Annotated in this window: 29 protein-coding genes and 2 pseudogenes; 24 read left to right on the forward strand and 7 right to left on the reverse strand. The window is 44.5% G+C overall.

Annotated elements, in window-relative coordinates:
* Positions 1-142 precede the first annotated feature (142 nt).
* Positions 143-1,438: an SLAP domain-containing protein gene (locus tag AC2JF8_RS00940; protein ID WP_500760348.1), complete on the reverse strand. Its 1,296-nt coding sequence runs from the start codon at positions 1,436-1,438 to the stop codon at positions 143-145.
* A 333-nt stretch (positions 1,439-1,771) separates the two neighbouring features.
* Between AC2JF8_RS00940 and AC2JF8_RS00945 the strand changes: the two genes are divergently transcribed.
* The 4 genes from AC2JF8_RS00945 (at position 1,772) to AC2JF8_RS00960 (ending at position 3,745) form a co-directional block, all read left to right on the forward strand.
* Positions 1,772-1,963, forward strand: coding sequence for a hypothetical protein (locus AC2JF8_RS00945; protein WP_500760350.1), 192 nt, complete (start codon positions 1,772-1,774; stop codon positions 1,961-1,963).
* Positions 1,964-2,313: 350 nt separating this feature from the next.
* A complete protein-coding gene (locus AC2JF8_RS00950; protein ID WP_500760353.1) occupies positions 2,314-2,925 on the forward strand; it encodes a tyrosine-type recombinase/integrase in 612 nt (203 codons plus the stop codon).
* Between the two features lie 200 nt (positions 2,926-3,125).
* Positions 3,126-3,383, forward strand: coding sequence for a hypothetical protein (locus AC2JF8_RS00955; protein WP_500760356.1), 258 nt, complete (start codon positions 3,126-3,128; stop codon positions 3,381-3,383).
* The gene (locus AC2JF8_RS00960; RefSeq protein WP_500760359.1) at positions 3,377-3,745 is read left to right on the forward strand and encodes a type II toxin-antitoxin system PemK/MazF family toxin; all 369 of its coding nucleotides are present in this window, start codon (positions 3,377-3,379) and stop codon (positions 3,743-3,745) included. Before AC2JF8_RS00955 ends, AC2JF8_RS00960 begins: the two co-directional genes overlap by 7 nt.
* A 137-nt stretch (positions 3,746-3,882) precedes the next feature.
* Here AC2JF8_RS00960 and AC2JF8_RS00965 read toward each other — a convergent pair whose 3' ends face one another.
* Both AC2JF8_RS00965 and AC2JF8_RS00970 read right to left on the reverse strand, forming a co-directional pair.
* A complete protein-coding gene (locus AC2JF8_RS00965; protein ID WP_500760841.1) occupies positions 3,883-4,095 on the reverse strand; it encodes a type II toxin-antitoxin system RelB/DinJ family antitoxin in 213 nt (70 codons plus the stop codon).
* Between the two features lie 2 nt (positions 4,096-4,097).
* Positions 4,098-4,481, reverse strand: coding sequence for a hypothetical protein (locus AC2JF8_RS00970; RefSeq protein ID WP_500760361.1), 384 nt, complete (start codon positions 4,479-4,481; stop codon positions 4,098-4,100).
* Between the two features lie 152 nt (positions 4,482-4,633).
* Here AC2JF8_RS00970 and AC2JF8_RS00975 point away from each other — a divergent pair.
* From AC2JF8_RS00975 to AC2JF8_RS01040, 14 genes and pseudogenes are all read left to right on the forward strand, one after another.
* Positions 4,634-5,253 (forward strand): annotated as a pseudogene (locus AC2JF8_RS00975) (helveticin J family class III bacteriocin).
* Between the two features lie 159 nt (positions 5,254-5,412).
* The gene (locus tag AC2JF8_RS00980; protein WP_500760364.1) at positions 5,413-6,102 is read left to right on the forward strand and encodes a CPBP family intramembrane glutamic endopeptidase; all 690 of its coding nucleotides are present in this window, start codon (positions 5,413-5,415) and stop codon (positions 6,100-6,102) included.
* A gap of 471 nt (positions 6,103-6,573) precedes the next feature.
* On the forward strand, positions 6,574-7,332 hold the full coding sequence (locus tag AC2JF8_RS00985) for a hypothetical protein (protein ID WP_500729363.1): 759 nt from the start codon (positions 6,574-6,576) through the stop codon (positions 7,330-7,332).
* 15 nt (positions 7,333-7,347) lie between these two features.
* On the forward strand, positions 7,348-8,043 hold the full coding sequence (locus AC2JF8_RS00990; RefSeq protein ID WP_500729364.1) for an ATP-binding cassette domain-containing protein: 696 nt from the start codon (positions 7,348-7,350) through the stop codon (positions 8,041-8,043).
* A 102-nt stretch (positions 8,044-8,145) separates the two neighbouring features.
* Entirely contained in the window at positions 8,146-8,412 is a 267-nt protein-coding gene (locus AC2JF8_RS00995; RefSeq protein WP_500729365.1) for a type II toxin-antitoxin system RelB/DinJ family antitoxin, read from the forward strand.
* 17 nt (positions 8,413-8,429) lie between these two features.
* The gene (locus AC2JF8_RS01000; protein WP_500729366.1) at positions 8,430-8,669 is read left to right on the forward strand and encodes a type II toxin-antitoxin system RelE/ParE family toxin; all 240 of its coding nucleotides are present in this window, start codon (positions 8,430-8,432) and stop codon (positions 8,667-8,669) included.
* A gap of 456 nt (positions 8,670-9,125) precedes the next feature.
* Positions 9,126-10,937, forward strand: coding sequence for a glutamine--fructose-6-phosphate transaminase (isomerizing) (gene glmS / locus AC2JF8_RS01005; RefSeq protein WP_500729367.1), 1,812 nt, complete (start codon positions 9,126-9,128; stop codon positions 10,935-10,937).
* On the forward strand, positions 10,930-11,079 hold the full coding sequence (locus AC2JF8_RS01010; protein WP_500729368.1) for a hypothetical protein: 150 nt from the start codon (positions 10,930-10,932) through the stop codon (positions 11,077-11,079). The genes glmS and AC2JF8_RS01010 overlap by 8 nt, the downstream gene beginning before the upstream one ends.
* A gap of 20 nt (positions 11,080-11,099) precedes the next feature.
* On the forward strand, positions 11,100-11,915 hold the full coding sequence (locus AC2JF8_RS01015; RefSeq protein WP_500729369.1) for a Cof-type HAD-IIB family hydrolase: 816 nt from the start codon (positions 11,100-11,102) through the stop codon (positions 11,913-11,915).
* A gap of 18 nt (positions 11,916-11,933) precedes the next feature.
* Entirely contained in the window at positions 11,934-12,374 is a 441-nt protein-coding gene (locus AC2JF8_RS01020) for a CopY/TcrY family copper transport repressor (protein ID WP_500729370.1), read from the forward strand.
* A 21-nt stretch (positions 12,375-12,395) separates the two neighbouring features.
* Positions 12,396-13,109 (forward strand): hypothetical protein, encoded by a 714-nt coding sequence (locus tag AC2JF8_RS01025; RefSeq protein WP_500729371.1) that lies wholly within the window; start codon positions 12,396-12,398, stop codon positions 13,107-13,109.
* Positions 13,110-13,482: 373 nt separating this feature from the next.
* Positions 13,483-13,747: pseudogene (locus tag AC2JF8_RS01030) on the forward strand (IS3 family transposase); the annotation flags it as partial.
* Between the two features lie 186 nt (positions 13,748-13,933).
* A complete protein-coding gene (locus tag AC2JF8_RS01035) occupies positions 13,934-15,331 on the forward strand; it encodes a DHA2 family efflux MFS transporter permease subunit (RefSeq protein WP_500729372.1) in 1,398 nt (465 codons plus the stop codon).
* A 3-nt stretch (positions 15,332-15,334) separates the two neighbouring features.
* Positions 15,335-15,760: a MarR family winged helix-turn-helix transcriptional regulator gene (locus AC2JF8_RS01040; protein ID WP_500729373.1), complete on the forward strand. Its 426-nt coding sequence runs from the start codon at positions 15,335-15,337 to the stop codon at positions 15,758-15,760.
* 66 nt (positions 15,761-15,826) lie between these two features.
* Here AC2JF8_RS01040 and guaB read toward each other — a convergent pair whose 3' ends face one another.
* On the reverse strand, positions 15,827-16,972 hold the full coding sequence (gene guaB / locus AC2JF8_RS01045) for an IMP dehydrogenase (protein WP_500729374.1): 1,146 nt from the start codon (positions 16,970-16,972) through the stop codon (positions 15,827-15,829).
* A 338-nt stretch (positions 16,973-17,310) separates the two neighbouring features.
* Here guaB and AC2JF8_RS01050 point away from each other — a divergent pair, with 338 nt between their 5' ends.
* From AC2JF8_RS01050 to AC2JF8_RS01060, 3 genes are all read left to right on the forward strand, one after another.
* On the forward strand, positions 17,311-18,180 hold the full coding sequence (locus AC2JF8_RS01050; RefSeq protein ID WP_500760367.1) for an adenosine deaminase family protein: 870 nt from the start codon (positions 17,311-17,313) through the stop codon (positions 18,178-18,180).
* 166 nt (positions 18,181-18,346) lie between these two features.
* Entirely contained in the window at positions 18,347-18,718 is a 372-nt protein-coding gene (locus AC2JF8_RS01055; protein WP_500760370.1) for a cupredoxin domain-containing protein, read from the forward strand.
* 32 nt (positions 18,719-18,750) lie between these two features.
* Positions 18,751-20,661: a copper-translocating P-type ATPase gene (locus AC2JF8_RS01060; RefSeq protein ID WP_500760372.1), complete on the forward strand. Its 1,911-nt coding sequence runs from the start codon at positions 18,751-18,753 to the stop codon at positions 20,659-20,661.
* Positions 20,662-20,891: 230 nt separating this feature from the next.
* On the opposite strand, the gene AC2JF8_RS01065 is transcribed toward AC2JF8_RS01060, so the two are convergent.
* From AC2JF8_RS01065 to AC2JF8_RS01075, 3 genes are read right to left on the reverse strand one after another with little or no spacing between them, the layout of a single operon-like run.
* Positions 20,892-21,614, reverse strand: coding sequence for an antibiotic transporter permease (locus AC2JF8_RS01065; protein ID WP_500729379.1), 723 nt, complete (start codon positions 21,612-21,614; stop codon positions 20,892-20,894).
* A complete protein-coding gene (locus AC2JF8_RS01070) occupies positions 21,614-22,348 on the reverse strand; it encodes a multidrug ABC transporter permease (protein ID WP_500760375.1) in 735 nt (244 codons plus the stop codon). The genes AC2JF8_RS01065 and AC2JF8_RS01070 overlap by 1 nt, the downstream gene beginning before the upstream one ends.
* A gap of 2 nt (positions 22,349-22,350) precedes the next feature.
* Positions 22,351-23,115: an ABC transporter ATP-binding protein gene (locus AC2JF8_RS01075; protein ID WP_500760378.1), complete on the reverse strand. Its 765-nt coding sequence runs from the start codon at positions 23,113-23,115 to the stop codon at positions 22,351-22,353.
* Positions 23,116-23,303: 188 nt separating this feature from the next.
* Between AC2JF8_RS01075 and AC2JF8_RS01080 the strand changes: the two genes are divergently transcribed.
* The 3 genes from AC2JF8_RS01080 (at position 23,304) to AC2JF8_RS01090 (ending at position 24,560) form a co-directional block, all read left to right on the forward strand.
* Positions 23,304-23,870, forward strand: coding sequence for a GrpB family protein (locus AC2JF8_RS01080; protein WP_500760380.1), 567 nt, complete (start codon positions 23,304-23,306; stop codon positions 23,868-23,870).
* Between the two features lie 96 nt (positions 23,871-23,966).
* Positions 23,967-24,179 carry a hypothetical protein gene (locus AC2JF8_RS01085; RefSeq protein WP_500760382.1) on the forward strand — a complete coding sequence of 71 codons (213 nt, stop codon included), beginning with the start codon at positions 23,967-23,969 and terminating at the stop codon, positions 24,177-24,179.
* Positions 24,180-24,377: 198 nt separating this feature from the next.
* Positions 24,378-24,560, forward strand: coding sequence for a hypothetical protein (locus AC2JF8_RS01090; protein ID WP_500760384.1), 183 nt, complete (start codon positions 24,378-24,380; stop codon positions 24,558-24,560).
* Positions 24,561-24,667: the final 107 nt, after the last annotated feature.

Consider the following 24,667-nt stretch of genomic DNA (forward strand, 5'->3'; position numbering starts at 1 on the left):
AATATAGTTTATAAAACAAGTTAATAAGATCTCGAGATCACATTTATTGTACAGCTAACTTTTATTTTTTGCAAACATATGTTCGTAAAAAATAAAAAATAAAACAGAAGACCTTTCTTCTGTTTTATTGTCTAACATAAATCTATTTTCTGTTCTTGGTATAAAAGCCAGGGGCTGCATTGAAGTACGGATTGGTTTCATCTAGTATGTTATCAATTTTATCTTGCTCATCCGTGGTGTTAATGACATCATTTTGTGCCTGGTTTAATAGGGAGGTAACTTCTTTTACTGCAGAAATACTTGCTGTAGTAGACTTAACCGTATCTTTGGCAAATTGTAAAGTATATTTATAATCGTAATTACGATCAGTAGCTGCTCTCAGCTTTTCAGCAGGAATAGTTTTGGCTTGATCAATTAATTTTTGTAATTCTTCCTTGTCCGCTGCAGTGGCGGTTTTTGCTTCAATTTGTGCTTGCTTGGGCGTATTGTCTGGCTTTAGGAATGGTCCAGACAGATACTTAGTGTTGTCTGCTTTAACATAGACAAGACCATCGCCATAACGTGGATTACCAACGTAGTTTGCCGGTGAAGAGAGTGTAAATGGTTCCCAAGAATATTTCAATAAATAAAACAATTCTGCTTTATTTTCACTGGGGACCCATAGATAAGTCAATTCTTCAACGGGATACATATCCCCTGGTAAAAAGGTAGAGTGTATAAGCGCGGTAGACCTTTTAGCGCCAGAATTGTCATAAGTACCAGCTGCTTCTAAAAATGAAATATAAGTGTACTTAGTGTAGACTTTTAAATTTTGCCGTGGTTTGGCTTTTACACTCTTTTTGATGATAAAAGCACTTGTTGTCCCACTAACCCGGTATACTATGAGATCTTCAGGATCGCTTGATAATGTAGTAATACGATCAACTTTAAGGGTTTTACCATTTTTGATTGTGGTTTTATCTTTACCAATGCCAGTAGTAAAAGGACTTTTAGTAAAATTATCCTTGATTTTAACGGTTGCTTCAGCAGCATACAGCGGCTTGCCAGCAATTTGGCTGACGTTGCCAGCTTTAATGTAGCCGCCAGCACCGATGCCATAGTAATATTGCCCCTTTATTTGTTTATAAGGAAGCCAGGACTGGTTGTAGTTGTCATCATCGAGCAAGAAGAAGCGCTTGCTGTCGCGCTCGGTGGGTTCGATTGTACCAGTAAATTTGACGGTGGCACCTTTTTTGAGGTGGGTCTTCCACGTACTGCCGCGATAAGTACGCAGGCGCTTGCCAGCCTTGTTATAGACATAGGCACCATGGGCTAGTTTCAATTTATTAGTTGAAGTGGCAGCAGTGACTGTCTTACTGGTGGTTGCCAATGGAATAGCAGCACTGAGAGCCAGGGTGCCGGCAACTGTTCCTAGGATGAGTTTTTTACTAATTTTCATAATAATACCTCGAATATAAAATAAATAACTATATTTATTGTAATACATTTAAGGGAATATCTATAATTGGACGCTGGTTTAATTACTTATAATGCATGATTTTACTAATGTTTTTTAGCATTTATAAACGTATCCTCGATAAGGAATAAAAAAATGTTATATTAATTCTGCTTTTTGATTTAAAGCAATAAAGAACGGTCTCGACAGTTAAAACAAGTTTAAATACAATTCAAAAAATTTGCAGGAAGGTCTGGTAAAAATCTATTGATTTTGTTAACTTCAACTGCCTTTGGTGAACTTGTTTCAATATTGATTAGCTTCTATCAATGACGTGTGAAGCTAAAGCATGACATTGATGAAGAAGAACGTAATAAACTTTCTGAGAAAATAAAATATTATCGCGTTAAATTTCATAATGATGAAAATGAGATTGATCGGTTAAAAGAAGAAATCCGTAAATTAAAAGCAACAAAAAAAGGTGGCGATTTTGATGATGTGAATCCCAAAATTAGGATAGTCTTATAAATTCTAGCTGAGGACTAGCTCCCGATATTCAGAAGGAGGCAGTCCTTTTAGTTTGCTTTTGATTTTGATTTTTTTGCTGGTGAGATTGCAATTCTAACGACAAACTTTTTACTTTAACTGAGACGCTATAATAATTAATCTTTAAACGTAGAACTTTGATTAATTGATTTTGTCTAAAGATGAAACCTTTTTTAATTAGCTAGTGTTATTTCTATGTTATAACACTAGCTGAAAATACAATGAAGGCTGGTAATTCAACGTTCTGTGCAGCATGTCTGATTTTCTAATGTTATAATTAAGTATATAATATAAATAACACTAGAAAATCTAAGATAAAAAGGCCCATTTTTATGAAGCAAATAGTCAAACCGATTAAAGATTCAAACGTGCTTGAACAAGTAAAAAATTGTCTTCTGGAAAGATTCGATACTGGAAGACGCAATTACACAATTTTTCAAGTTGGTAAGGCAACGCTGCTCAGAGTGAGCGATGTGCTGCGCTTAAAAAAATCAGATGTCTACGATCGTCACGGCCGGGTTAAGAGAAATGCTTATACCGTAGACAAAAAAACTCAAAAACATAATGTCTTGTACCTGCGGCCAATTGAACGTGACCTGGAAGATTATTATGATTGGCTTGAACAATATGAATTAAAACACCCTAGCCAAGCTGTTTTTCAGAGTGAATGGCTATTTCCGTCAATGAGTCGTCCAGGAAAGCACATTGATGAACGACGGTATTATATGATAATGCACCGAGTCGGAGAGATTCTAAATATTAACTATCTTGGGACTCATACTATGCGCAAGACTGGTGCTTACCGGGTATACGAACAATCCCACCATAATATAGCGCTGGTAATGAAGCTGCTGAACCATTCTTCAGAAAAAATGACGCTTGAGTACCTGGGCCTGGATCAGGAGGCTAGGGAGCATATTTTAGATTCGATTGATTTTGGTTAAATGGGCAAAGGTATAAAACATGCAAAACAAATCAAAAAAGAATTGGAAGATGGACACCATTGAAACAGATAGATGGGCAGAAAACTTTGCGCGTTTACTAAAACAAAAGCCCGGCAAAACATGTTTTTGTAGAGGTATAATTGAAATCCCCTTAGGAAGGGTGTATACTTGTACTAACGTAAATTAGGGAGTTGATATTAATGGAAAAGAAATTAGGTAACTTTGTTGCTAGAAAAGTCGGTAATTCTACAGCTCTCACGGTTCCGAGTAAGGCTGGTGTTAAACTTGGTCAACGATTTGAATTGATTCAAGAAGATAATAACACTTTAATCTATAAGGCTATTGACTCTAATCCGTGGTTTAATGGAGAATATGACGATATTGACTTTAAAAAAGAAATTGAAAAAGTAGGTAATCCTGATGCTATGCAGGTTGGTAAGGAGAACATTCCGTGGTAGCCCCCAAACAAGGAGATATTATTTGGATAGATGCTGAACCTCATGCAGGACGAGAAGAAGGCGGGCATAGTTTCCAATCTGGTAATATTCAAAGACCAGCGATAGTTATATCAAATAGTGCATATAATCAAAAAACGGGATTAGTTATCTGTATGCCTCTTACGCATGATCTTAATAAAGATAATGGTGAGCTTTACTATCATGTTGCTGACATCAACAGTGGAGTATCTGGTAGTGTAATTACTTTTTACATGCCTAATTATGATTTTTTTGGTCGACACGGTAAAATTGTTGGGCATGTTAGTGACAAAGATTTGGATAACTTGCTATCTAAAGCATATCAAATTTTAGATAAGCGTTAATTTTTAGCAAAATATTGCTTAACCTAAAACAAAGCCCTGAAATTTAAGTGCAACTAAAAAGTTAGACACTTATTATTAAGCAAGACATTAAGCAAGACCGAACGCACAACTGCGATATTTAATCGGAGTCGTGTGTTTTAGTTTGTTTGATTTTCTAATTCTGCAAAACTGTGAGCCTCCGGCAGTTTTTCTTTTCCAGACAAATCATCGGCCACTTCTTGCAGTGAGCTGCTTAATTCTTGATTAGGCAAAGAATAATATTTGGGCAACCCCTGGTTAGCGACAGTAGTTATCGTCATGCGAGCAAATTCTGAAATGGTTAAGCCATGATTAGCAAGTACGACTTTTATTTTTACTTAATGGTAGTAGTTTGTTCAACAACTATTATTTTTTCTTTCAATTTAGGATAATACAAGTATGATTTTTTATTTGTAATTATCAAAATTCCATTAGCTCCAGTTTTAGGCTTCAATATATATGTATTATCCGCAGATTTTTTAAAGATTCCACGGTCAAACGGCCTGGATTGGAAATAAATTCGGTAAGCGTTTTCTTGTTGCATTGCAAAAGCAATATCTACCCTATCTGGCTGAGCTATTTTATCAGAGGCTGTTATACTAGAAAAGGATCCCTTAATACCTGGTGGATTTTTTGTTGCATCCAACAGAAAAAATAGTGTAATAATAAGTAGTGCGCCCAAAATATAAGTAATAATCTTATATGGCTTTTTTTTCATATTTTCTTTCCTCAAACTGCTCTAGCAGATGTAGTAATAGATTTATGGGCTTCAATATAACCGTAGTATAGTGCTTTCATGATTAAGTCTCCCATCATTCTAAGCATTGATATATTAAAAAATATTATAATATTTTTTAATAATAAGTCAATATGTTTTTTATTTATTTTTTAATCAGTGCAAGTGTTCAACTTCATTTTACAATTTACCAAAAGTTTTTAATTGCAACGGTTGAATACAATGGTACAGGCCATTTTGCGATTTATGATATGGGACTTATTAATCGAGCTCTAGACAATGTTGGCAATGGCTTTATCAATCTTGGAGAATTCCAGTGCGAGGAAAGTTTTACTATTCCTGGTTTAACTGGTGCTGGTGGATTAATGAATTCAATCCAAGGCTATGATTTAGACGATTTAGGGAATATTTACATTACCAGCCAGAAGTCGCCTTGTTTTAATAAGAAAACAGGGAAATATACAGCGTATCATAAAGAAATCGTTAAGATACCAGTGAACGAACAAATACTTCTGAGTGGGGCAATGTAAACTTATCTGCTTGGAAGGGCATTGATCTTCCTGGCAAGCATAGCGAAGTTGAGGGGCTACAAATTTTAGATACGGATCATGCTTATGCTTATGTAACTGTTGCTTATCGTGCAAAGTCGAAAATAAAGAAACCGACGAAAAAGGATGAAAACTATAAAAATAAAACAGTCTTAAATATGATTTATGAGTTGTCATGGACAACGTTCCCTATTTTGTTTCACTGACTTAAAAAATATAATTTTCCAATATTGTAGGCATGTTGATTTAAAATTAAATTAGAATTATAATATTTTTAATTAAAAGCATATACGATTGGCATGAATTCAGGTAATCGGTGAATAGCGCTAGCTAGTTTGAATTTATTATGGATGGGGCATAATAGCATGGATGATTTTTCACAAAAAATGACAAAGTTTTTAATTTTACTTATAAAAGGCATTAGCTTTTTATTCATTACGATTGTGGTTTTTTTGCTTATGCAATTGCCAGCATTAACTGAAAGACCTTTCAACCATGAATCAATACACAATATTAATTTTTTTGAACATATATTAGTATTGGCAATTGGCGCGATTGTGGGTTACGCATCAATTAGTTTACTTTGTAAATTAGTGCAGAGCAATATAAGAGCTAAGATATTAACTAAATTTTCTCTAAAAAATATTGTGTTTGCATTAATATTTTCAACTGTAGCAGTGGGTTTAGAGTCTCTTTTGGCTGCGGTAGTGCCAGTTGGCCCAAATGATGAGGATCTTATTCCACTATTAAAAACTGGTTTAGCACCCTTTTTGATAGTAATGTTAGTTATAATCTCGCCTGTTTTAGAAAATTTTTTCTTTCAAGGAGTTTTCCAAGACGGTATTTTCAAAAGATTATCACCTTTTTTTTCAATTACTTTAACTGGTGTGGTTTTTGCGTTTGCCCACGGAATTGTGCCCACCTGGTCAACACTTCAAATATCTATAAGTGGAATTATTTTTGCAATTGTCTATTATTTGACCAAAGATTTTAAAATGTCAGTTTTAAGTCATAGTTTTTTTAATTTCATTATTTTGTTAGTGCGCATTATCTAATAGTTATTATTAAAAATAATAAAAATATGAAATTTGTTTGATTTATATATAAAAACAACATATAATTCTTATATGATTATAGGGCAGTGATAACTATTAGCAAACTGGTTGACGTTGCGAAACTGAGAATCTAATTGAAATGAAAATCACCTGCGTTTTGATTCTTAGTTAGAATTTGAGTACACCATACCTAATAAGTTATAGCTATTGATAGAAGGTCCATAAAGCGCCCCTAATAATTTAAATAGATTATTGCGAAGTCTTAACATGTACATAGTTAAAGATAATTTAGGGAATCTTGTGGTACCGGGCACACTGGGCTTGTTCTATGAATGTTACGGGTGCTGCGGGCGCATTAATGAATCTTTGTGATACTAGAGCTAAAGATAAATGGAATTCGTGGTTTCCTGTTTTAGGCGATAAGTTTAAACTATTTCAAAAATGTTAGGCAATATTCACGGAGATTTTCATATGAAAGAAAAGTTTTATTCACTATACAAGATTTTCCTTATTAACTCTTTTAGCAACAAGGTTGCATTAATGTTTAACATTATATTTCCGGTCATCTATTTTGCTATGTCTAATGCTCCAGTCTTGACTAATAACTATACTGTCGGCAAGAATCAGCTAATTAGCGGAAGTGCATATTACTTTGCCTACATTGCTTTAACAACCATTCTAAATTCAGTGATTATGGCAATGATTGAGTATCGTGATTATGGCTATTATAAAATCATTTACATGGTATCTAATTCCAAGTATTTGGTATTAATCAGTCAATTTTTGTCTCAATGGACGTTTTTAATAGTAGAATTGGTCCTTTTCAATTTAATTGTTACACTATTTTTCAAGTCTTTTTCTTATCTAGGTTATTTGCTGTTGACCACAACAATAGCAGCACTTGTATTAGTTTTGCCTTTAACTATGGGTTTGTATTTTTTGCTGACGGTAAAGTTAAAGTTACAGACTTACAGTATTGTTAATACATTAATTGTTTTTGGATCATTCATGTTAGTAACTGTTGAAACGAAAAATAAATTGTTGAATTTATTATTGCTGTGTACACCGATTAAATACCTAATGACGGGGTATGAAGTAATAATGCAATTCCTGTTTTATAAAGTAGATTGGACTACTCTTATTAACCTGTTGATTGTTATTGTATTTTATGTCTTGCTGGGAGTGATTTTTATTGCAAAACAAAACATTTCGACAATTTTTGCAAAATAGTTTTAAGGAGACAATATGGAAATTAAGCATTTGGACTTTTCTTATAAAAACAAGGAAATCTTTGCTGATTTTAACGCAAAATTTGCTGACGATCAGTTAAATGTAATTATTGGAAGCAATGGTGCTGGTAAGACGACCTTGCTTAATATTATTTATGGCTTTACTAAGGCCAGCTCTGATTCAGCTATGACTGATTTCCCTGCTATGCCTAATATTATTTATAAATTTCAAAATATGACTTTCTTTGCTGAATTGACGGTAAAACAAGCAATAAGTTTTTTTAAATCAATGAATGATCATGCTGTTGCAAGCACTGATGCGCAAATGCGCTTTTATAATGAGATAATAAAAGAATTGCTGAATACCAAACTAAGGCTGTTATCAGGTGGCGAATACCAGGCTGTTATGGTTTATTGCACTTCCATAATGGAGCGGGAATTATATCTGTTCGATGAACCCCTTAGCGGAATTGATAGCTATATTGAAAATTTGCTTTTAGAATTAATTGTGTCTCTGGTCGTCGAAAAAAAGAAAAAAGTTATTATGACCTTGCATCAATTGACTAAATTAAAATCATTGCAGGCACACATTGTATTCGTTGGCAACAAAAAATGTGTGTTTCAAGGCAATTTCAGCCAAATGCTGCATGCAACAGATACAGATGATATTGAGATTGCGTTTAAAAAAATGCATCAGGCCATATCTTGTTAAATCAAGGATATTACGCTCATACCTATCCCACCAAGAAGAACATTATATAATGTATTTTGTGTGGCAACCGGCGTACAATAACAGTAAGGATAGGTGAAAAATATGGATAGAATTGAAGCTAGAATCGATTCAGCAACTAAAAATAAAGCAAAAGAAATCCTTGCTAATCATGGTTTGACCATTTCAGAATTTGTTCGAATGACGATAACTACAGTGGCTAACAATGGTTTACCTAAATATTATTCTTTACCTAACCAAGAATTAAGCGTCTCTTTACAGGAAGTGGCTGATGATTTGTCTGGAAAAGAAAAGCTGCCGGAGGCTCATAGTTTTGAGGAATTAGAAGAAATGCTCAACTCGGATGAGTAGCCGGAGCTACAAGATAAATGAAGAAAACAATCAAATACACTAAAGGATTTAAAAAACAACTAAAAAAGCGAAGACAGGATCCGAAATGGCATTCAGTATTTAATGGGACACTTCCCCAGGAACTCGATAATCAAGAACGAAGCCCTTGGGAATTCATTATTCAATGTTTAATTGAAAATCATAAAATACCCGATTATTTTCACCCGCATGCTTTAGAAGGTTTAAACAGCATAAAAAAGCAAGTCAAAAGCAGCTAAATGATGCCAAAGCAACGGTAATTGTTCTGGAGCTTCATTTTGATGGTCACAGTGGTAATCATTTATTAGTTTACGTGCCCACACAAGAAACAGTTTTTTTAACTGGAATAGGTACGCATAGTGAATTATTTAAATAAATTATTTGCAAAAAGATATGCAATTGAAATGAGTCCCGAAAGTTAGACAACTTTCGGGGCTCATTTCACAAAGAAGCCAGTCTTTTTGTTCATAACAATTGCTGGTCGATTCAAAATGAGGCCAATTCATTCGAGCCGCTTTTTTAAAAAACTTTTGCCCCGCTGCTTGGGTTAGCATCAGGCATTCCTTTTATTCGTATATACCAATTTTGACAATTTAACTTGACCAATTATTATTAATAGCATATTATTTCCTGTATGATTGTAAAAATAATTTAGCCCAGTTAAATTTAATTTAGCTATACCAAAGGAGAAAAATATGTGTGGAATTGTTGGAATTGTTGGTAAATCTGCCCGGGAGATTGTCCTCAGCGGCCTGTCTAACCTTGAATACCGCGGGTATGATTCTGCCGGTATTTATCTGAATGACCTGCAAGGCAAAGAATATTTGACTAAGACCGCGGGTCGCATCCAGAACCTGCGCGCCAAGATGACGCCCGACGAGCAGGGAATGGTGGGTATCGGGCATACCCGCTGGGCCACTCACGGCAAGCCCACTGAGAACAACGCGCACCCGCAGTTTGACGAGACGAACCGCTTCTACCTCGTTCACAACGGCGTGATTGAAAACTACCAGGAAGTAAAAAATGAGTACCTGCAGGGCGCGCATTTTAAGTCCGATACCGATACGGAAGTAATCGTTCAGCTAATCAGCAAGATTGCCCGGGAAGAAAATGTTGATGCGTTTGCCGCCTTAAAGAAGGCCCTGACCCTGATCAGGGGGTCGTATGCACTCCTGCTGGTCGATAACACGGCGCCCGCGCACATCTACGTGGCCAAGAATAAGTCGCCGCTAATGCTTGGAATCGGCGACGGCTTCAACGTTGTCGCCTCGGACGCACTCTCTGTTCTGGATCAGACCAAGCTTTTCGTGGACCTCAAGGACGGTGAGGTTGGCGATATCACCAAAAATGACTTTAAACTTGAAACGCTTAGCGGCGAAAAAATTGACCGCAAGGCGCATAAGGTCGACGTTGACCCGAGTGCCGTGTCTAAGGGGACGTATGAATTCTACATGCTCAAAGAAATCTGTGAACAGCCAACGGTGCTGCGGCACTTGGACCAATTTTATTTGGATGACAACGGCGAGCCGCAAGTTGACCAGAAGATTATTGATGCACTGGTGCAAGCCGACCGGCTCTACATTTTTGCGGCCGGAACCAGCTATCACGCCGGCTTGGTTGGCAAGGTGCTGTTTGAGCACTTGAGTGGTATTCCAACCGAGGTGGGTTTTGCGTCAGAAGCCGGCTACCACTTTCCGATGATGTCGGCCCACCCCTTCTTTATTTTTCTGTCACAGTCGGGAGAAACCGCCGATTCCCGCGTGGTTTTGCAAGAGGCAATCAAGCGTGGCGTTCCGAGCCTGACCCTGACCAATGTGCCCGGGTCTACGCTGGCCCGCGAGGCCGACTATGCACTGGCGCTTGAGGCCGGACCGGAGATAGCGGTGGCCTCAACCAAGGCCTACACGGCGCAGGTTGCACTTGAAGCGATTTTGGCCAAGGCACTGGGTGAAAAAGCGGGCAGAAAAGCAGCAAGCGACTTTAAGCTGCGGGAAAATCTGGCACTGGCGGCCGAAGGAATTGAACAGGTGATTTCAAATCAGGACACAATTGCGCAACTGACACAAAAATATTTGGTTCCTTCGCGCAACGCCTTTTACATTGGCCGCGGACTTGACTATCCGCTGGCACTTGAGGCCTCGCTTAAACTAAAGGAAGTTTCTTATATTCAGACCGAGGGCTTTGCCGCAGCCGAACTTAAGCATGGCACCATTTCCCTGATTGAAAAGGGCACGCCCGTTATCGCGCTAATCAATGATCCCACAACCAGTGACCTATTGCGCGGCAACATCCAGGAGGTGGCTGCCCGTGGTGCCAGCGTGATTACAATTGCACGCAAGGACTTGGCCTGGGAGGGTGACGATATCGTCCTTCCCCAGATTGATTATTACCTCACGCCGCTAATTAGCGTTGTTGTGGCCCAGTTATTTGCTTATTTTGCATCTAAAAACAAGGGCCTTGATGTTGATAAGCCCCGCAACCTGGCCAAGAGCGTGACGGTTGAATGATTTTTTAGCAGGAGACCTCAGGCAGGCTGGGGCAGAGCAGTTTGCTTGTGCATTAATTCACCGTTATGCTGCCTATAATAAAATAATTAGTGAAAAAGTCGTATCTTATTACGACTTTTTGTATAATAAAGAAGTGAGGTAGCAAACTAGGGGGGAAATATTTTGGCAATCAAATTAATCGCAGTTGACCTGGACGGAACCTTGCTCACCAGTTCAAACCAAATTCTGCCGGAAACAGAAAAATTATTAAAGCAGGCCAGCAGCCAGGGCATTCAGGTAGTCTTAGCCACCGGGCGTCCATTGTCGGGCGTGATGCCGTTTAATGAACAACTGGGTTTAACGGGCGCGAAACAATATAATATTGTTTTTAATGGTGCCGTGATTCAGAACGTTGCGGGCAATGTCCTGATGAACCAGGAAATGGGTTACCGTGATTTTACCAGTATGAGGCGGCTACAGCGGCTTGCACACGTGAACCTGCACTTTGAGACGCCCGAATGCTTTTGGACCTGTGACCGTGACCTGGCAACCAATCTTTGCGTGAATGCTGCGGTAAACAACAGCATGATTAAGGCCCGCAAGTTCGAGGAGATTCCGCAGGACTTTTCATTCAACAAGGTAGGTTTCAGCGTGATGCGTGATCTGCAGGAAGTGGACAAGTTTTGGAACAATATTCCAGAATGGGCCTTTGCCAAGTATGATATTGTGCGCAGTTTTCCTGAAATTATTGAAATAAACATCATGGACGCCTCCAAGGGCAATGCACTCGTGCAGCTAGCCGACCGGCTCGGGATTGCACAGAACCAGGTGATGGTTTTTGGCGACCAGGGCAACGACGTCTCCATGTTTGCCAATCCTGATTTTAAAAAAGTTGCGATGGGCAACGCCATCGGCATGATTAAAGAGAGCGCAGACTATGTGACTGATGACAATGATCACGACGGCATTGCCAAGGCACTGAAGAAATTTGTGCTCTGAGGAAATGAGTTGAATATTATGACCAATAAAGTTAAGGACCAGAATATTTCTGACGCCGAATGGGAAGTAATGCGCATTGTCTGGACGCTGGGCGAAATCCATGCGGGGGACGTGATCGACCAGCTCCAGGCCAAGATGGGGTGGTCCGAATCGACCATCAAGACCCTGATGGGGCGCTTAGTTAAGAAGGGCCTGCTAAAAACACGCAAGGATGGGCGTCGTTTTGTTTACACGGCTACTGTCAATCAAGTGCAGATGATGATTCAGGTCACCAGTGAAATGATGGGCCACATGTGTGACATGCACAAGGGCCAAGTGATGATTGAAATCTTGAAGGAGATGCCCCTATCAAAGGGCGATATCACGACGATTGAAGCTGAGCTTGACCAAAAGAAGGCGGATGCACCGGCAATGGTTGACTGCAACTGCTTGCTAGCAAAACAACACGAGTGTAAGTAATAGTTATTGGGGGGATTATTGATGAAGAAGTTTGCTAGTTTTTTATTGCGGCTTATTTTTGTTGCGCTGGTCTTGTTGTCCGGCTTTTTGCTGCTGAAGAGTCCGGTAACCATTAGCCAGCCCAACGTGCACAAGATGGCCCGGACAACGCTCAAGGAGAATATTGCCAAGAGCGGGGATGTGCGCCTGAAGGCTTCGCTGGAACTGGCCCAGAGCCTGGGTCTGGTCAGCAAATTGGTTGACCAGCTGCCGGCGGAGTACCACTATGATGCGTCCTATGCCAGTCTGTACGACCTTAGCACTAGCTACCAGGAAAACGGCGAGGTAACGGCTAAGAACTTGAAATTACCGGAAAAAAATGCGGTTCAAAAGGCAGTTGCCACCGGGATGCTGGAGAAGATGAATGACACCCTGAAGCAAAATTCCGCCAAGATCAAGAAGAGCATTGATATTTTTCACTACTTCTGTTTCGGTGCACTAGTCGTCTTTGTCCTAGCTGCCCTCTTGGGCCTGTTTGGCAAGTACCTGGCTGCGGCCTTTCTTATTCTGGGATCTATCGGCACGTTTGGCGCCCTGCAGTTTTATGCGCACAACTACGTCCGCTACCTGCAAGAAGAGCTCGGACACGGTACCGTTTTAACCACTTCGCCGCTTCTCTGGGTGGGCCTGGCGATTGGCGTGTTGACGGCGCTGACCTGGGTGCTGTACTTGAAGCAGACCAAAAAGAATAATTAAGCGCTTTGAAGTGCTCCATAATAGTTAGACATTAATCTGACTATTAGGAGCACTTTTTTCATGACTAAATATTCAAGTGATTACAAAATTGAAATTTGCAGTAAATACTTATCTAATATCTAACCAAGAAACTTTAGCTAGTCTAGACCGGGAATATGGCGTTGATTATACTTGAATCAAGGCCTGGGCAGAACGAGCCTGCGAATACGGCTTAATCGCTTTGAAGGTTAAACAGGCCTGGCCAACTTATCCTCCTGAATTCAAGCTGACTTCAGGCAAAAAAGTTTATATTTCGCCGGTCATCGATGAAACTGGATTATGACATGCTGGCAGAGCTCAAGCACAAGCTGCCTGAGACGCTCAACCTATTTTGCACTCGGACCAAGGCTTGCAATACTGCCATTGCGGCTATCAATCTAAATTAAGGCAGATGAAGATTAGACAGAGCATGTCGCGCAAGGGCAACTGTCACGATAATGCATCGGGAGAAACTCAACCGCATTAAGATTAATTCACTAGCAGAAATGCGAGTAGTACTGCGCGATTACGTGTACTGGTTCAACCACATCAGACGATCAAACAAACTAAAATACGCGACTCCAAGCAAATATCGGAATTGTGCATTGGGTCCTGCTTAATGATAAAATATCTAACTTTTTAGTTGCGCCTCACTTTTTATCTATAGTTTGATAGGAGGGCTTTTTTATGCTTTTTATGTAGGATCTTAAGTAAATTAAGCTTATATGCCAATATTTTTTGCATTTTCAAACCAATTGGTTTAATATGTTTAATTGGTTAGCTTACTAACTAATTGGAGGTTCAAAATGGAAAGAAAAATAGATGCAAAGCTGATATGCTCAATCTTTGCAGCCGGATTAATGTCCTTTTCGGGTGTTTTGATTGAAACTGCGGGCAACATTACTTTCCCCGTGTTGATGAAGGAATTCGGCGTTAACATGACGGCGGTACAGTGGATGACCACGGGCTACCTCTTGATTGCATCAATCGTGATGCCACTTTCGGCCTACCTCAAGAAGAACTTCAACTCACGCCAGCTATTCATTACGGCGGCCGGCTTCTTCATCTTAGGGCTGATGATTGATGCTGTGGCCAAGTCATTTGTGGTCCTGGTAATTGGTCGTATTGTGCAGGGTGCGGGTGCCGGAATTGCGATTCCACTGATGTTCAATATTATCTTGGAACGGACGCCGTTGGATAAAATTGGCTTGCTCATGGGCATTGGGACGATGATTACGGCGGTGGCACCCGCATTGGGACCGACGTTTGGCGGTCTGATCGTCAACCTGCTGGGCTGGCGCTACATTTTTATTTTTATGCTTCCGGTCATGATCGTTTCGCTTATCATGGGGCTGGTTTCAATTACCAAAGATGCTGACCAAAAGCAGCGTATGAAATTGGATGCAACAGGCTTTATCTGCATTGCTATTGCCTTCATTGGGCTGATTCTGGCTTTCAGCAATCTGGCCGCCGTCCTGCAAAAGCCATTAGCTTTCTGTATGCCCTTGGCTGTTGGTGTGCTTGCGCTGGTGTTCTTCATCAAGCATTCGCTGAAAGTAGAAAACCCACTGATTAATATCCGTGTGCTTAAGATTAGCAAATTTACCTTGGGCCTGTGCGCCTACTTCTTGTTCCAGATTAACACGCTTGGCTTGTCCTTCATTTTGCCAAACTACGTGCAGATTATTAACAAGTCGACCGCAATGACGGCGGGTCTGCTGCTTCTTGCCGGGGGACTAATCGGTGCGATTGCATCACCAATTGGGGGCCGGCTGCTCGATAATTACGGTGCACGCAAGCCAATCATGACGGGGGCGGTCTTGGAAATAAGCGGAGGCTTCCTGTTCTGCAGCTTTGCCTCATCCTTGACTTCAGGGAAAATTATTTTATTCTACATCATTACGATGCTGGGGATTGGCCTCATCATGGGCGATACGATGACCGCTTCCATTAACGAACTCGACCCAAGCGAAAATACGGATGGCAATGGCCTGTTCAACATGGCCCAGCAGTTTGCCGGAGCCGTGGGAACCGCAATTGTGTCCGCAATTATGCAGTTCACGCAGCAGATTAGTACAAGGGCTACTGCCGCCGGCAAACTAATTGATGGTGCCCGGAGCGGATTGATTTTTTTGCTGATTTTGGTGATTATTGGTGTATACTTGCTCTATAGGGCAACAAAGCCAGTAGCAAAGAAGGACTAGTGAATGGACAGGTTAGGGTTGGTTCTGCAGCGGGTGCAAAATACGTTCAACCGCAACGTCGACCGGTACGCAAGGAGTCTCGGCTTGACGGGGACGCAGATGCTGATAATCGAATATTTCAACTCGTTTGCATCCAAGGGTTCAATCTATCAAAAGGACATCGAGCGCGAGTTTAACATCAGGAAGTCAACCGCAACCAACATCCTGCGCTTGATGGAACAAAATGGGCTGATTGTCAGGAAGGTTGATGCGCGCGACTCGCGCTTGAAGAAGATATTGCTGACGGATAGGGCTAAGGAGCTTGAACAAGAGATTACTACGTATTTTGTTAATTCGGAAGAAATGACGGCCCGCATCTTGGGTCAAACGATCAAAAACGAATTAATGGCCAACCTGCAGAAGCTTAACGAGGCCTTAGCCGAAAAGTAGATTGATAAAAAACGCCAGTTGCCGCTTTGGTTAGCGGAACTGGCGCTTTTGCTGTGCATTAAATTATTATCTCTCGTAGTTCGGTGCCTTTTTGGTGATCTGAACGTCGTGCGGGTGGGATTCGCGCAGACCCGCATTCGTGATCCGGACGAATTGCGCTTTTTCGATTAATTCGGCGATTGTGGCTGCACCGACGTAGCCCATGCCGGAGCGCAGGCCGCCGATAATCTGGAAAATGATGTCGGAAACATCGCCCTTGTACTCAACCCGGGCCTCGACGCCCTCCGGTACCAGCTTGTTGGCCTCGTTCACGCCGCCCTGGAAGTAGCGGTCTGATGAACCGTGGGCCTGTGCCATTGCGCCCACCGAGCCCATGCCGCGGTACGTCTTGTACTTTTGACCGGCACTTTCGAAGATTTCACCCGGCGCTTCGGTCGTACCCGAGAGCATGCTGCCGAGCATCACGGCGTTGCCACCGGCGCCGAGGGCCTTGACGATGTCGCCTGAGTACTTCATCCCGCCGTCGGCGATGATGGGCTTGTGGTATTCACGGGCAGCCGTGGCGGCATCATAGATGGCTGTGATCTGGGGCACGCCCACGCCGGCCACCACCCGTGTCGTGCAGATTGACCCGGGACCGATGCCGACCTTGACCACGTCAACGCCGCTGTCAAAGAGGGCGCGGGCCGCGTCGCCCGTGGCAATATTGCCAGCGATTAGCGTGACGTGGGGGAAGTGTGCGCGGATCTCCTTGATCTTGCGCAGGACGCCCGCAGAGTGGCCGTGAGCCGTGTCGATGACGATTGCGTCGGCACCCTTTTCAAGAAGGGCTTCCGCACGCTCGAAGGTATCGCTCGTGACGCCCACAGCGGCTGCGACTAACAGGCGGTTCTGGTCATCGACTGCCGCCCGGGCAATATTTGTGGGCACGACAACGCTCTTAACGTTGGCCACTTCGCCGGCCTGCGCGCTAATCGACATGTTCTTGTGAATCACGCCGAGGCCCCCCTGCAGGGCCATGGCGATTGCCATCGAACTTTCGGTGACCGTGTCCATGCCCGCACTGATCAGCGGAATATTCAGTTTGAGGTTTGGCGCCAACTCCGTCTGCAGGTCAACCTCATTGGGTAAAACGTGACTCTCAGCGGGAATTAACAAAACGTCATCGAAGGTCAATCCTTCTTTAGAAAACTTCGTTGTCCAACTTGCCATCTAATGCACTCTCCTTGCTAAAACATCTGACGATAAATTTATTCCACTTTACTAGTGATTGGGCCGGTGGTCAAGGGTAAAATATATCATATTTTTCTGGAGGGGATAAAAAAGCTGTGGCAGCGGCAGCTAAAATACACGAACTATTTTTGATTTAAAATAAAATATTGTCAAGATTAATAAAACTCGCTATTATTTATTTAAGCACTAAAGCGGCGCACTGGTTAAGCAATCAATGAATAATGTTCGTGTTTATCCAAAAGGATAGTAAAGCGGTTTTCTGGTGCCACTTAGCATTTGCGATCTGAGGAAACCTGAATTAAGTGAAGGAGTACGTGATGACAGAAAAGTCCCTACATCAATTTATCGCCGGCCTGCCCAAGGCCGAATTGCACGTGCACGTTGAGGGCACGCTCGAAGCAGAATTGGAATTTGCCTGCGCGCAGAGAAACAACATCGACATTGGTGCCAATTCGCCGGCGGATGTTGACCACAGCTACGGGTTTGGCCTGACGGAATTTTTGAAGGCCTATTACAAGGGGATGAGGGTTCTGCGGACCGAGCGCGCCCTGGGCGTTGATGCGCAGCTGATTATGTGCTTCTTGCGTGAGTTTTCCCAGGAAGCGGCCCGAAAGACGCTGCTTGCGGCTCAGCCGTATTATGAAAAGGGCTGGATCTTGGGCGTCGGTTTGGATTCGGCCGAGCACCACAACCCCCCGCTCAAGTTCATGCAGGTTTTTGCAGAAGCCAGAAGTCAGGGCTACTACCTGACGATGCACTGCGATCCCCAGCAGGTTGATTCGGTGGAGCATATCAAGCAGGCGCTTGAGGTGATCGACGTTGACCGCCTGGACCACGGCATGAATATCATTGATAATAATGATCTGCTGGATTACTTGGTTGACCAAAAAATCGGCATCACGGCCTGTCCCATTGCCTACTACTACACCCGCAAGGACATGGAGCAGGATGCAATCACCCAGCTGTTCGACCGGGGCGCACTGGTCAGCCTTAATTCGGATGACCCAGCTTATAAGGGAAATACCTACATTAATGATGTTTACTATCAGTTCGCCTTGAAGTGTGGCTGGGGTGAAAAAGAACTGACGCAAATCGCGCGCAACTCTTTTGCCACTTCCTGGATCAGTGCAAACGCCAAACGGGCTTACCTCGAGCAAATAGATGATTATGTGACTAATTTCAAATAATTGGTGGGCGACCTTTAAAAAGCACAGCTGCTGAATTTGCGTCTAGTACGCAGATTTAGCAGCTTTTTTGAGCTTTAATGTTTACAAAAGTAAACAAAGACGGTATACTGACTTTGTTTACAGATGTAGACGTAGACTGAACTTGTTTAAAAAGGAGCTTGCGGTTATGACTAAAATTATTGTTTTGCTGGCTGGAGTAGTTGCTATTGCCTTTATTGCTTGGTGGTTCTTTACTAAGCACGAGGTGCGGGCGGCGCGTGCGGATGTAAAGTCCAGCGGCCAATCCGTTGACATCAAGGTCAAGGGCGGCTACCTGCCCGAAAAGGTTGTCTTAAAGAAGGGCGTTCCGGCCACGCTGAATTTCAAGCGGGTCGATTCTTCCACCTGTCTTGACCACGTCATTTTTTCTGACCTGGGCGTCAATGAAAAGCTGCCGCTGAACCAAACGGAGCAAATCAAGATTGATACCAGCAAGCCGGGTGAGTACGACTGGGCCTGTGGCATGAACATGTTCCACGGCAAGGTTATTGTTAAGTAGTTGGGCAGAGGGAGAACGGGGACAAGACTAGAATGAAAACTGCTACGCGTTTTTGGATATCACTACTGTTATCTCTGCCGATGCTGGTCGAGATGGTCGTTCACCCGTTTACGGGCTGGATGCTGCCCGGTGGTGCACGGACAATGTTTGTTTTAACCACGATCATCATGCTAACGTCGGCCGGTCCCTTCTTGACCAGCTCGTGGTCCGCATTTTTAAAGCACCATTCCAACATGGACACCCTGGTGGCCCTGGGCACCTTGACGGCTTACCTATATAGCATTTACGCAATGTTTGCGGGCAAGCCGGTCTTCTTTGAGAGTGCGGCCTTTGTCATTACCTTCGTGCTTTTGGGACAAGTATTAGAAGAAAAAATGCGCAGCAACGCCTCGAGCGCCATGAGCAAATTGCTCAATCTGGGCGCGAAGAATGCACTGGTCAAGCGGGGCAACGATTTTTTCGAAGTGCCAATTGACCAGGTGGTCGCAGGCGATCTGATTCAAGTTAGGCCCGGCCAGAAAATCCCGGTCGACGGCAAGATTGTCTCTGGCACTACCGCTATCGACGAATCGATGGTCACGGGCGAAAGCCTGCCGGCAACGAAGCGGGCCGGCGACCAGGTGATTGGCGCGACCATCAACCGGTCGGGTTCAATCGTTTTTGAAGCCGAAAAGGTGGGCAGCGACACGATGCTTTCCCAAATTATTGCGATTGTCAAAAAGGCCCAGAGCAGCCACGCCCCGATTCAGAAGCTGACCGATAAGGTTGCTGATATCTTCGTGCCGACCGTCCTGATTATTGCGATTATTACATTTCTGGTGTGGTATATTGTCCTGGGTAAGAGCCTGCCCGGCGCTCTGATTTTTGCGGTTTCTGTGATGGTGATCGCGTGTCCGTGTGCACTAGGCCTGGCCACGCCGACCGCACTGATGGTCGGGACGGGCCTCGGTGCCAAGAAGGGCATCTTGATCAAGAACGGTGAAATTCTCGAGGCCGCAAATAATCTTGATACCATTGTTTTTGACAAAACGGGTACAATCACTGCAGGCAAGCCGCAGGTAACGGATGTAGTCGGCGAAAAGCAGCAAGTTCTGCAATTGGCTGCCAGCCTGGAAAGCCTGTCTGAACACCCGCTAGCGCCCGCCATTCTGGCTGCTGCCAAAAGGGCAGGGGTTAAGAATCTGCCAGCGGCCGACTTTAAGGCGGTTGAAGGCCAGGGCATTCAGGGCAAGATTAACGGCAAAGAGGTCTTTGTCGGCAAGCCTAAGCAGAATTTAGCGGATGATGCTGATTCTGAACTGCAGGCGAAAGTTGCAGCCTTGCAAAAAGAAGCCAAGACCGTTGTGCTTGTAACGGTTGGACAATCGGTTGCGGGCGCAATTGCCATTCAAGATGCGCCCAAAGCGGATGCACGCAAGGCCCTGGCCGATCTTAAGCGCCGCGGACTGGAAACCGTGATGCTGACGGGCGACAACAAGCAGGTTGCCCAGTCAATTGCCGCGCAGGTCGGCATCGACCGGGTGATTGCGGAAGTCTTGCCGATTGACAAGGCCAACGCGATCAAGGATTTGCAGAAGGACAAGCATGTTGCCTTTGTCGGTGACGGCATCAACGATGCGCCCGCCCTGACCCAGGCCGACGTCGGGATTGCAATGGGCTCGGGCACCGACGTTGCCATCGATGCCGGGGGTATTGTCCTCATCAAAAACAACCTGGAAGACGTGGTGCGGGCACTGGACCTGAGTCAAAAGACCTTCAAGCGGATAAAGCTGAACCTGTTCTGGGCGTTCATCTATAATGTCCTCGGCATTCCGGTAGCTGCCGGCCTCTTTGCCGGCATTGGTCTGATACTAAGTCCCGAGATTGCGGGCCTAGCCATGGCCTTCAGTTCGCTGTCGGTCGTAACCAGCTCAGTGCTGCTCGGCAAGGCGAAGATTAACTAAAGTTTACCAACAAGAAAAGACAGCCGCACTGCGACTGCCTTTTTGTTTTGCCTAAACCCGTGCCAAATTTTTGAGTGGCCTAAAATTTAGTTGCTGCTTATCCTTATAGTGGTTAGCAATAATTATTAACATGAGTAGGCAAAAGCTGACGACAAATCTGATCTCGATTTTGGACGTCCTACTGTGTGAGCTCATTTTTGATAAATTAAATGCGGTTTTATCAATTGTAGTTAGTTGTACTTGTGCTGCCTGGTCTGCAGGACGTGCTTGATCTGCAGAACGTAAGCGGCGATCCCGACGATCAGCCAGACTGCGGTAACGAAAACGCCGCTGGTCAAGTCGGCGTGGCCGAACTTGATCAGGTTGATGGGACCGTAAAACGGGAAGAGCAGCGCAATCTTTTCCAGCCAGCTCGGGTAGGCCGTGATAACGACCAGGACGCCGGCTGCGAGGCTCATCACCGCCTCGACGATGTTCGACAGGAAGTAGGGGTCGTTCATCTCCCAGCTAACCGCCCAGGAGGTGAAGCCCAGGACGAGACCGAACAGGCACAACAGGGGCAGGACGATGATCACGCGCCCGATAATTGCAATGGGTGCACCGAAGAGCAGGGCCAGAAACAGGTTGGTTGCTGCCAAGGTCAGTCCGGCCAGGAGTGCGACGAAGACCTTGTCGAGCCAGTAGCGGGGGCTGAAGGGCCGCTTGGCGATCAGCTCGTAGTCAACGCCGAGCGCAGCGTCGTTGATTAGCGACTGCGTCATTGTGCTCAAGGAGAGACGGGCAGCGTCAATAGCGATTGACGCGAGGACCACGTACCAGTCGAAGCGGCCGGTGTACTGGGCATCGATCAAAACGAGCAGTGCCATGTCGACCACGGGCGTAATGAAAAAGTAGACCAGGATCGTACGCCAGTTGGATAAGAACGATAGTGAAGAAAATTGTGTTTTAAGCATCAGATTAAGTTTAATTCTCCCTTCTTGCGTGCCAGCTGGTTGATTTTTTTGACCATTAAGGTAATTAATAAAAACCAGAGCAATAAGCTGCACAGGTAGGCCGGCCAGTGAAACGTTGGGTTGCTTCCCGTTAGGTAGGTAATCGGAGTCGTCATCGGAATAAGCCACTGCGCAACGGCAATCAGCGGTCTTAAAAGGCTGGGGCTGCCAAACAGTCCCGAGAGCAGGACAATCGGCGTTCCGATCAGTGCCTCGTAGGTAATCGCGTTCGGCGTCAGCGTGAAGAATGACGCAATGAAGATCCCCATCGTCGCCATGGCCAGCCAGAGCAGGACGGTTATCAGCACGAACTGAGCGCTAATGGGGCCGGTGGCGACCCCCAGAATCTTGGCCAGCAGCCAAGCCAGGGGAAAGGCGGCCAGGCCGTAGGTGGAGGCGGGCAATAGGAGCGCAATCAGCGATAGGCGTTCGTCGTAGGCGTTGTTGATCAAGTAGGGCAGGGTGCCCTTTAAGCGCTCAAAGCCAATGCAGCCAGCCGCGGTGGTACACGAAGACCACATGCCAAAGATGGCGCTCTGAATCCAGATGCTGGGGTTCGATAGACTGTGATTGGCGTAGGCCAGCGTGTACTGCACCAAGAAGATGGACAGCGTGCTGGATAGCGTTAGCACGACAAAATACTGATCGGAGAGGTATTCTTTAAAGTGAAACCAGAAGAGACGGAGAAAGGTCATGGTTATTTCCTCCGCAATTCTGGGGCGAGCGCCAGGTACGACTCCTCCAGCGTGGCTGGGCGGTCAATGTGAGTCACTTGCGACTTCTGGACAATATCCTTGACCGTACCGGACGAATAGACCCGACCGGCACCGATCAGGATGATGTTGTCGGCCAGGACCTCGACTTCGGACATTGTGTGGCTGGTCAGCAAAATACTGATGCCGAGGTCTGAGAGGTTTTTAATGGTATCGCGAATGCTCTTGGCAATCTCAACGTCAAGCCCACTGGTTGGTTCATCCAGTAAAAGCAGCTTGGGCTTGCCGAGCAGGGCGCGTGCAATGTGCAGCCGCTGCTTCATGCCCTTGGAAAACTGGCCGACTCGTTTGCCAGCGACGTTGCTCAAACTAACAACATCAAGCACGCGATCGATCTCGGCCTTCTGCTTGCGGTAGGGGACACGGGCCAGGTCAGCGAAGAAGGCCAGGTTCTGCCTGGCCGTTGCCCGCTGGTAGAAGCCAAGGTCGCCGCCAAAAGAAACGCCCATTTGCGGGTGCTTGGCGCTACCCACGATGTCTTGTCCGTTGAGCAGAACATGACCCGTGTCGGGCAAGAGGTAGCCGCCAATAATTGAAACAATCGTCGTTTTGCCGGCACCGTTGGGGCCGAGCAAGGAGACAATCTGTCCCTGCTTAATACTAAAAGAGATATCATCGAGGGCGTGAAATTCCGTATCCTTACTGTGATAGGTCTTTTTAATGTGTTTTACTTCTAAAATATTTTCCAAATTAATTCTCCAAAATTAAGTGTAAGTGGTGCCACTAAAAAGGAAGGTGTGGCTGAAATTATTACAGGTTAATTTGAAGATCTGGTTAACGTTGGACATTAAATCTATGAAAGTAATATATCATATTTTTATTATTATGTTAATATTTATTTAAGTAATTTACTGAACATTTTGAGAAGGGAAAAATTATGACTTCATTTGAGCACTTGCAAAAAGTGACGCTTGGCCCTGTAAGCCAAAACCAGCCGATCAAGCTGGCTGGATATGATCCGCGGTGGCCGCAGCTTTTTCAAAAAGAGCGGGCGAAGATTGAGCAGGCACTGGGAAAAACGGCGCTAAAAATTGAACACGTGGGGTCGACCGCGATTCCCGGCCTCAGTGCAAAGCCAATCATTGATATCCTGCTGGTTGTCCCGCAGCCCGCAGACGAGCGGGCGTACGTGTCCCAGCTTGAGGCGGCGGGCTACGTCCTGCGGATTCGCGAGCCCGACGAGGAAGAGCACCGGATGTTTATTGGCAGTCAGCGGCAGCTGCATATCCACGTTTATGGTCCCGCAAGCCGCGAGGCCCGCGACCTGGTTCTCTTTCGCGACTGGCTGCGCGCAAATGAACCAGACCGGGTAAAATACCAGGAATTAAAAAAGCAGCTGGCCGCAAAATCCTGGCGCACGGTCCAGGACTACGCGGACGCCAAGGGGCCGCTGGTTGCGGAGATTAAGGCGCGTGCCCGGGGCGCTTCTGCCAATAAAAAGTAGCCGATTGACGCGCACTGAAAAGATGGCTAAACTAATTGGATAGAATAACTTGACCTTGAATTATAGGAAGAAGTGAAGACTTTGTTTTTGGCATTGATGGTTGTACTTTTTATCAGTGGCGTGGTTTGCCTGGTGCTTGGTTTTAAAGCGCGCTTTGCCCCTAAGACTAACAGCCTGCTCATCTGGGGCGGTCTGATTGTGGCAATTGGGGCGCTCTTCGTGATTACCGGGCTGGGGAAAGACCTGGCAAGCTCGGTTGCTGACTTCATCAGCGGCTTTCAGCACGGTCTCAATGCCCGTAATAGGTAAGCGGGGAACCTTAGTGCATGAGGTCTTAATCCGTAAAGCCTAGTTGCTGTCTCAATCCTCTTAGGCACTTGTTTAAATTTGTTTAAAAAAGCGCTATCTTTAGTTTTAGTCAATGGTCTACAGGTTAGACTAGGTGGTAAATAAGTTAGCCGTGTATTTGCTTTAGCTGGAGGAAATGACGCCATGGGGTTTGTTATCATGATTTTAAGTTTGCTGGTTGGTCTCGTGCTCCTGGTTGTGGGGTATGAAAACAAAAGTAGGCGCCTGCTTTTGGGTCTGGGTCTGGTCCTCTATTGTTCGCCGTTTTCCTGGCAAGCCCGCAGGGTTCTGACGTTGCCCACGGCGTTTACGATGGCCTGTGCGCATTCACGGCCACACTAAGGTAAGTTATTAAATAGCAAAAGCTCAACTTTAGGCGTCGGGGCAAATCAAAAAGGCTGCCTTGGAGATTGATTCTTCAAGGCAGCCTTTTAACGTGGGCTGGAAAT

The organism is Lactobacillus sp. CA30L (genome assembly GCF_059900845.1).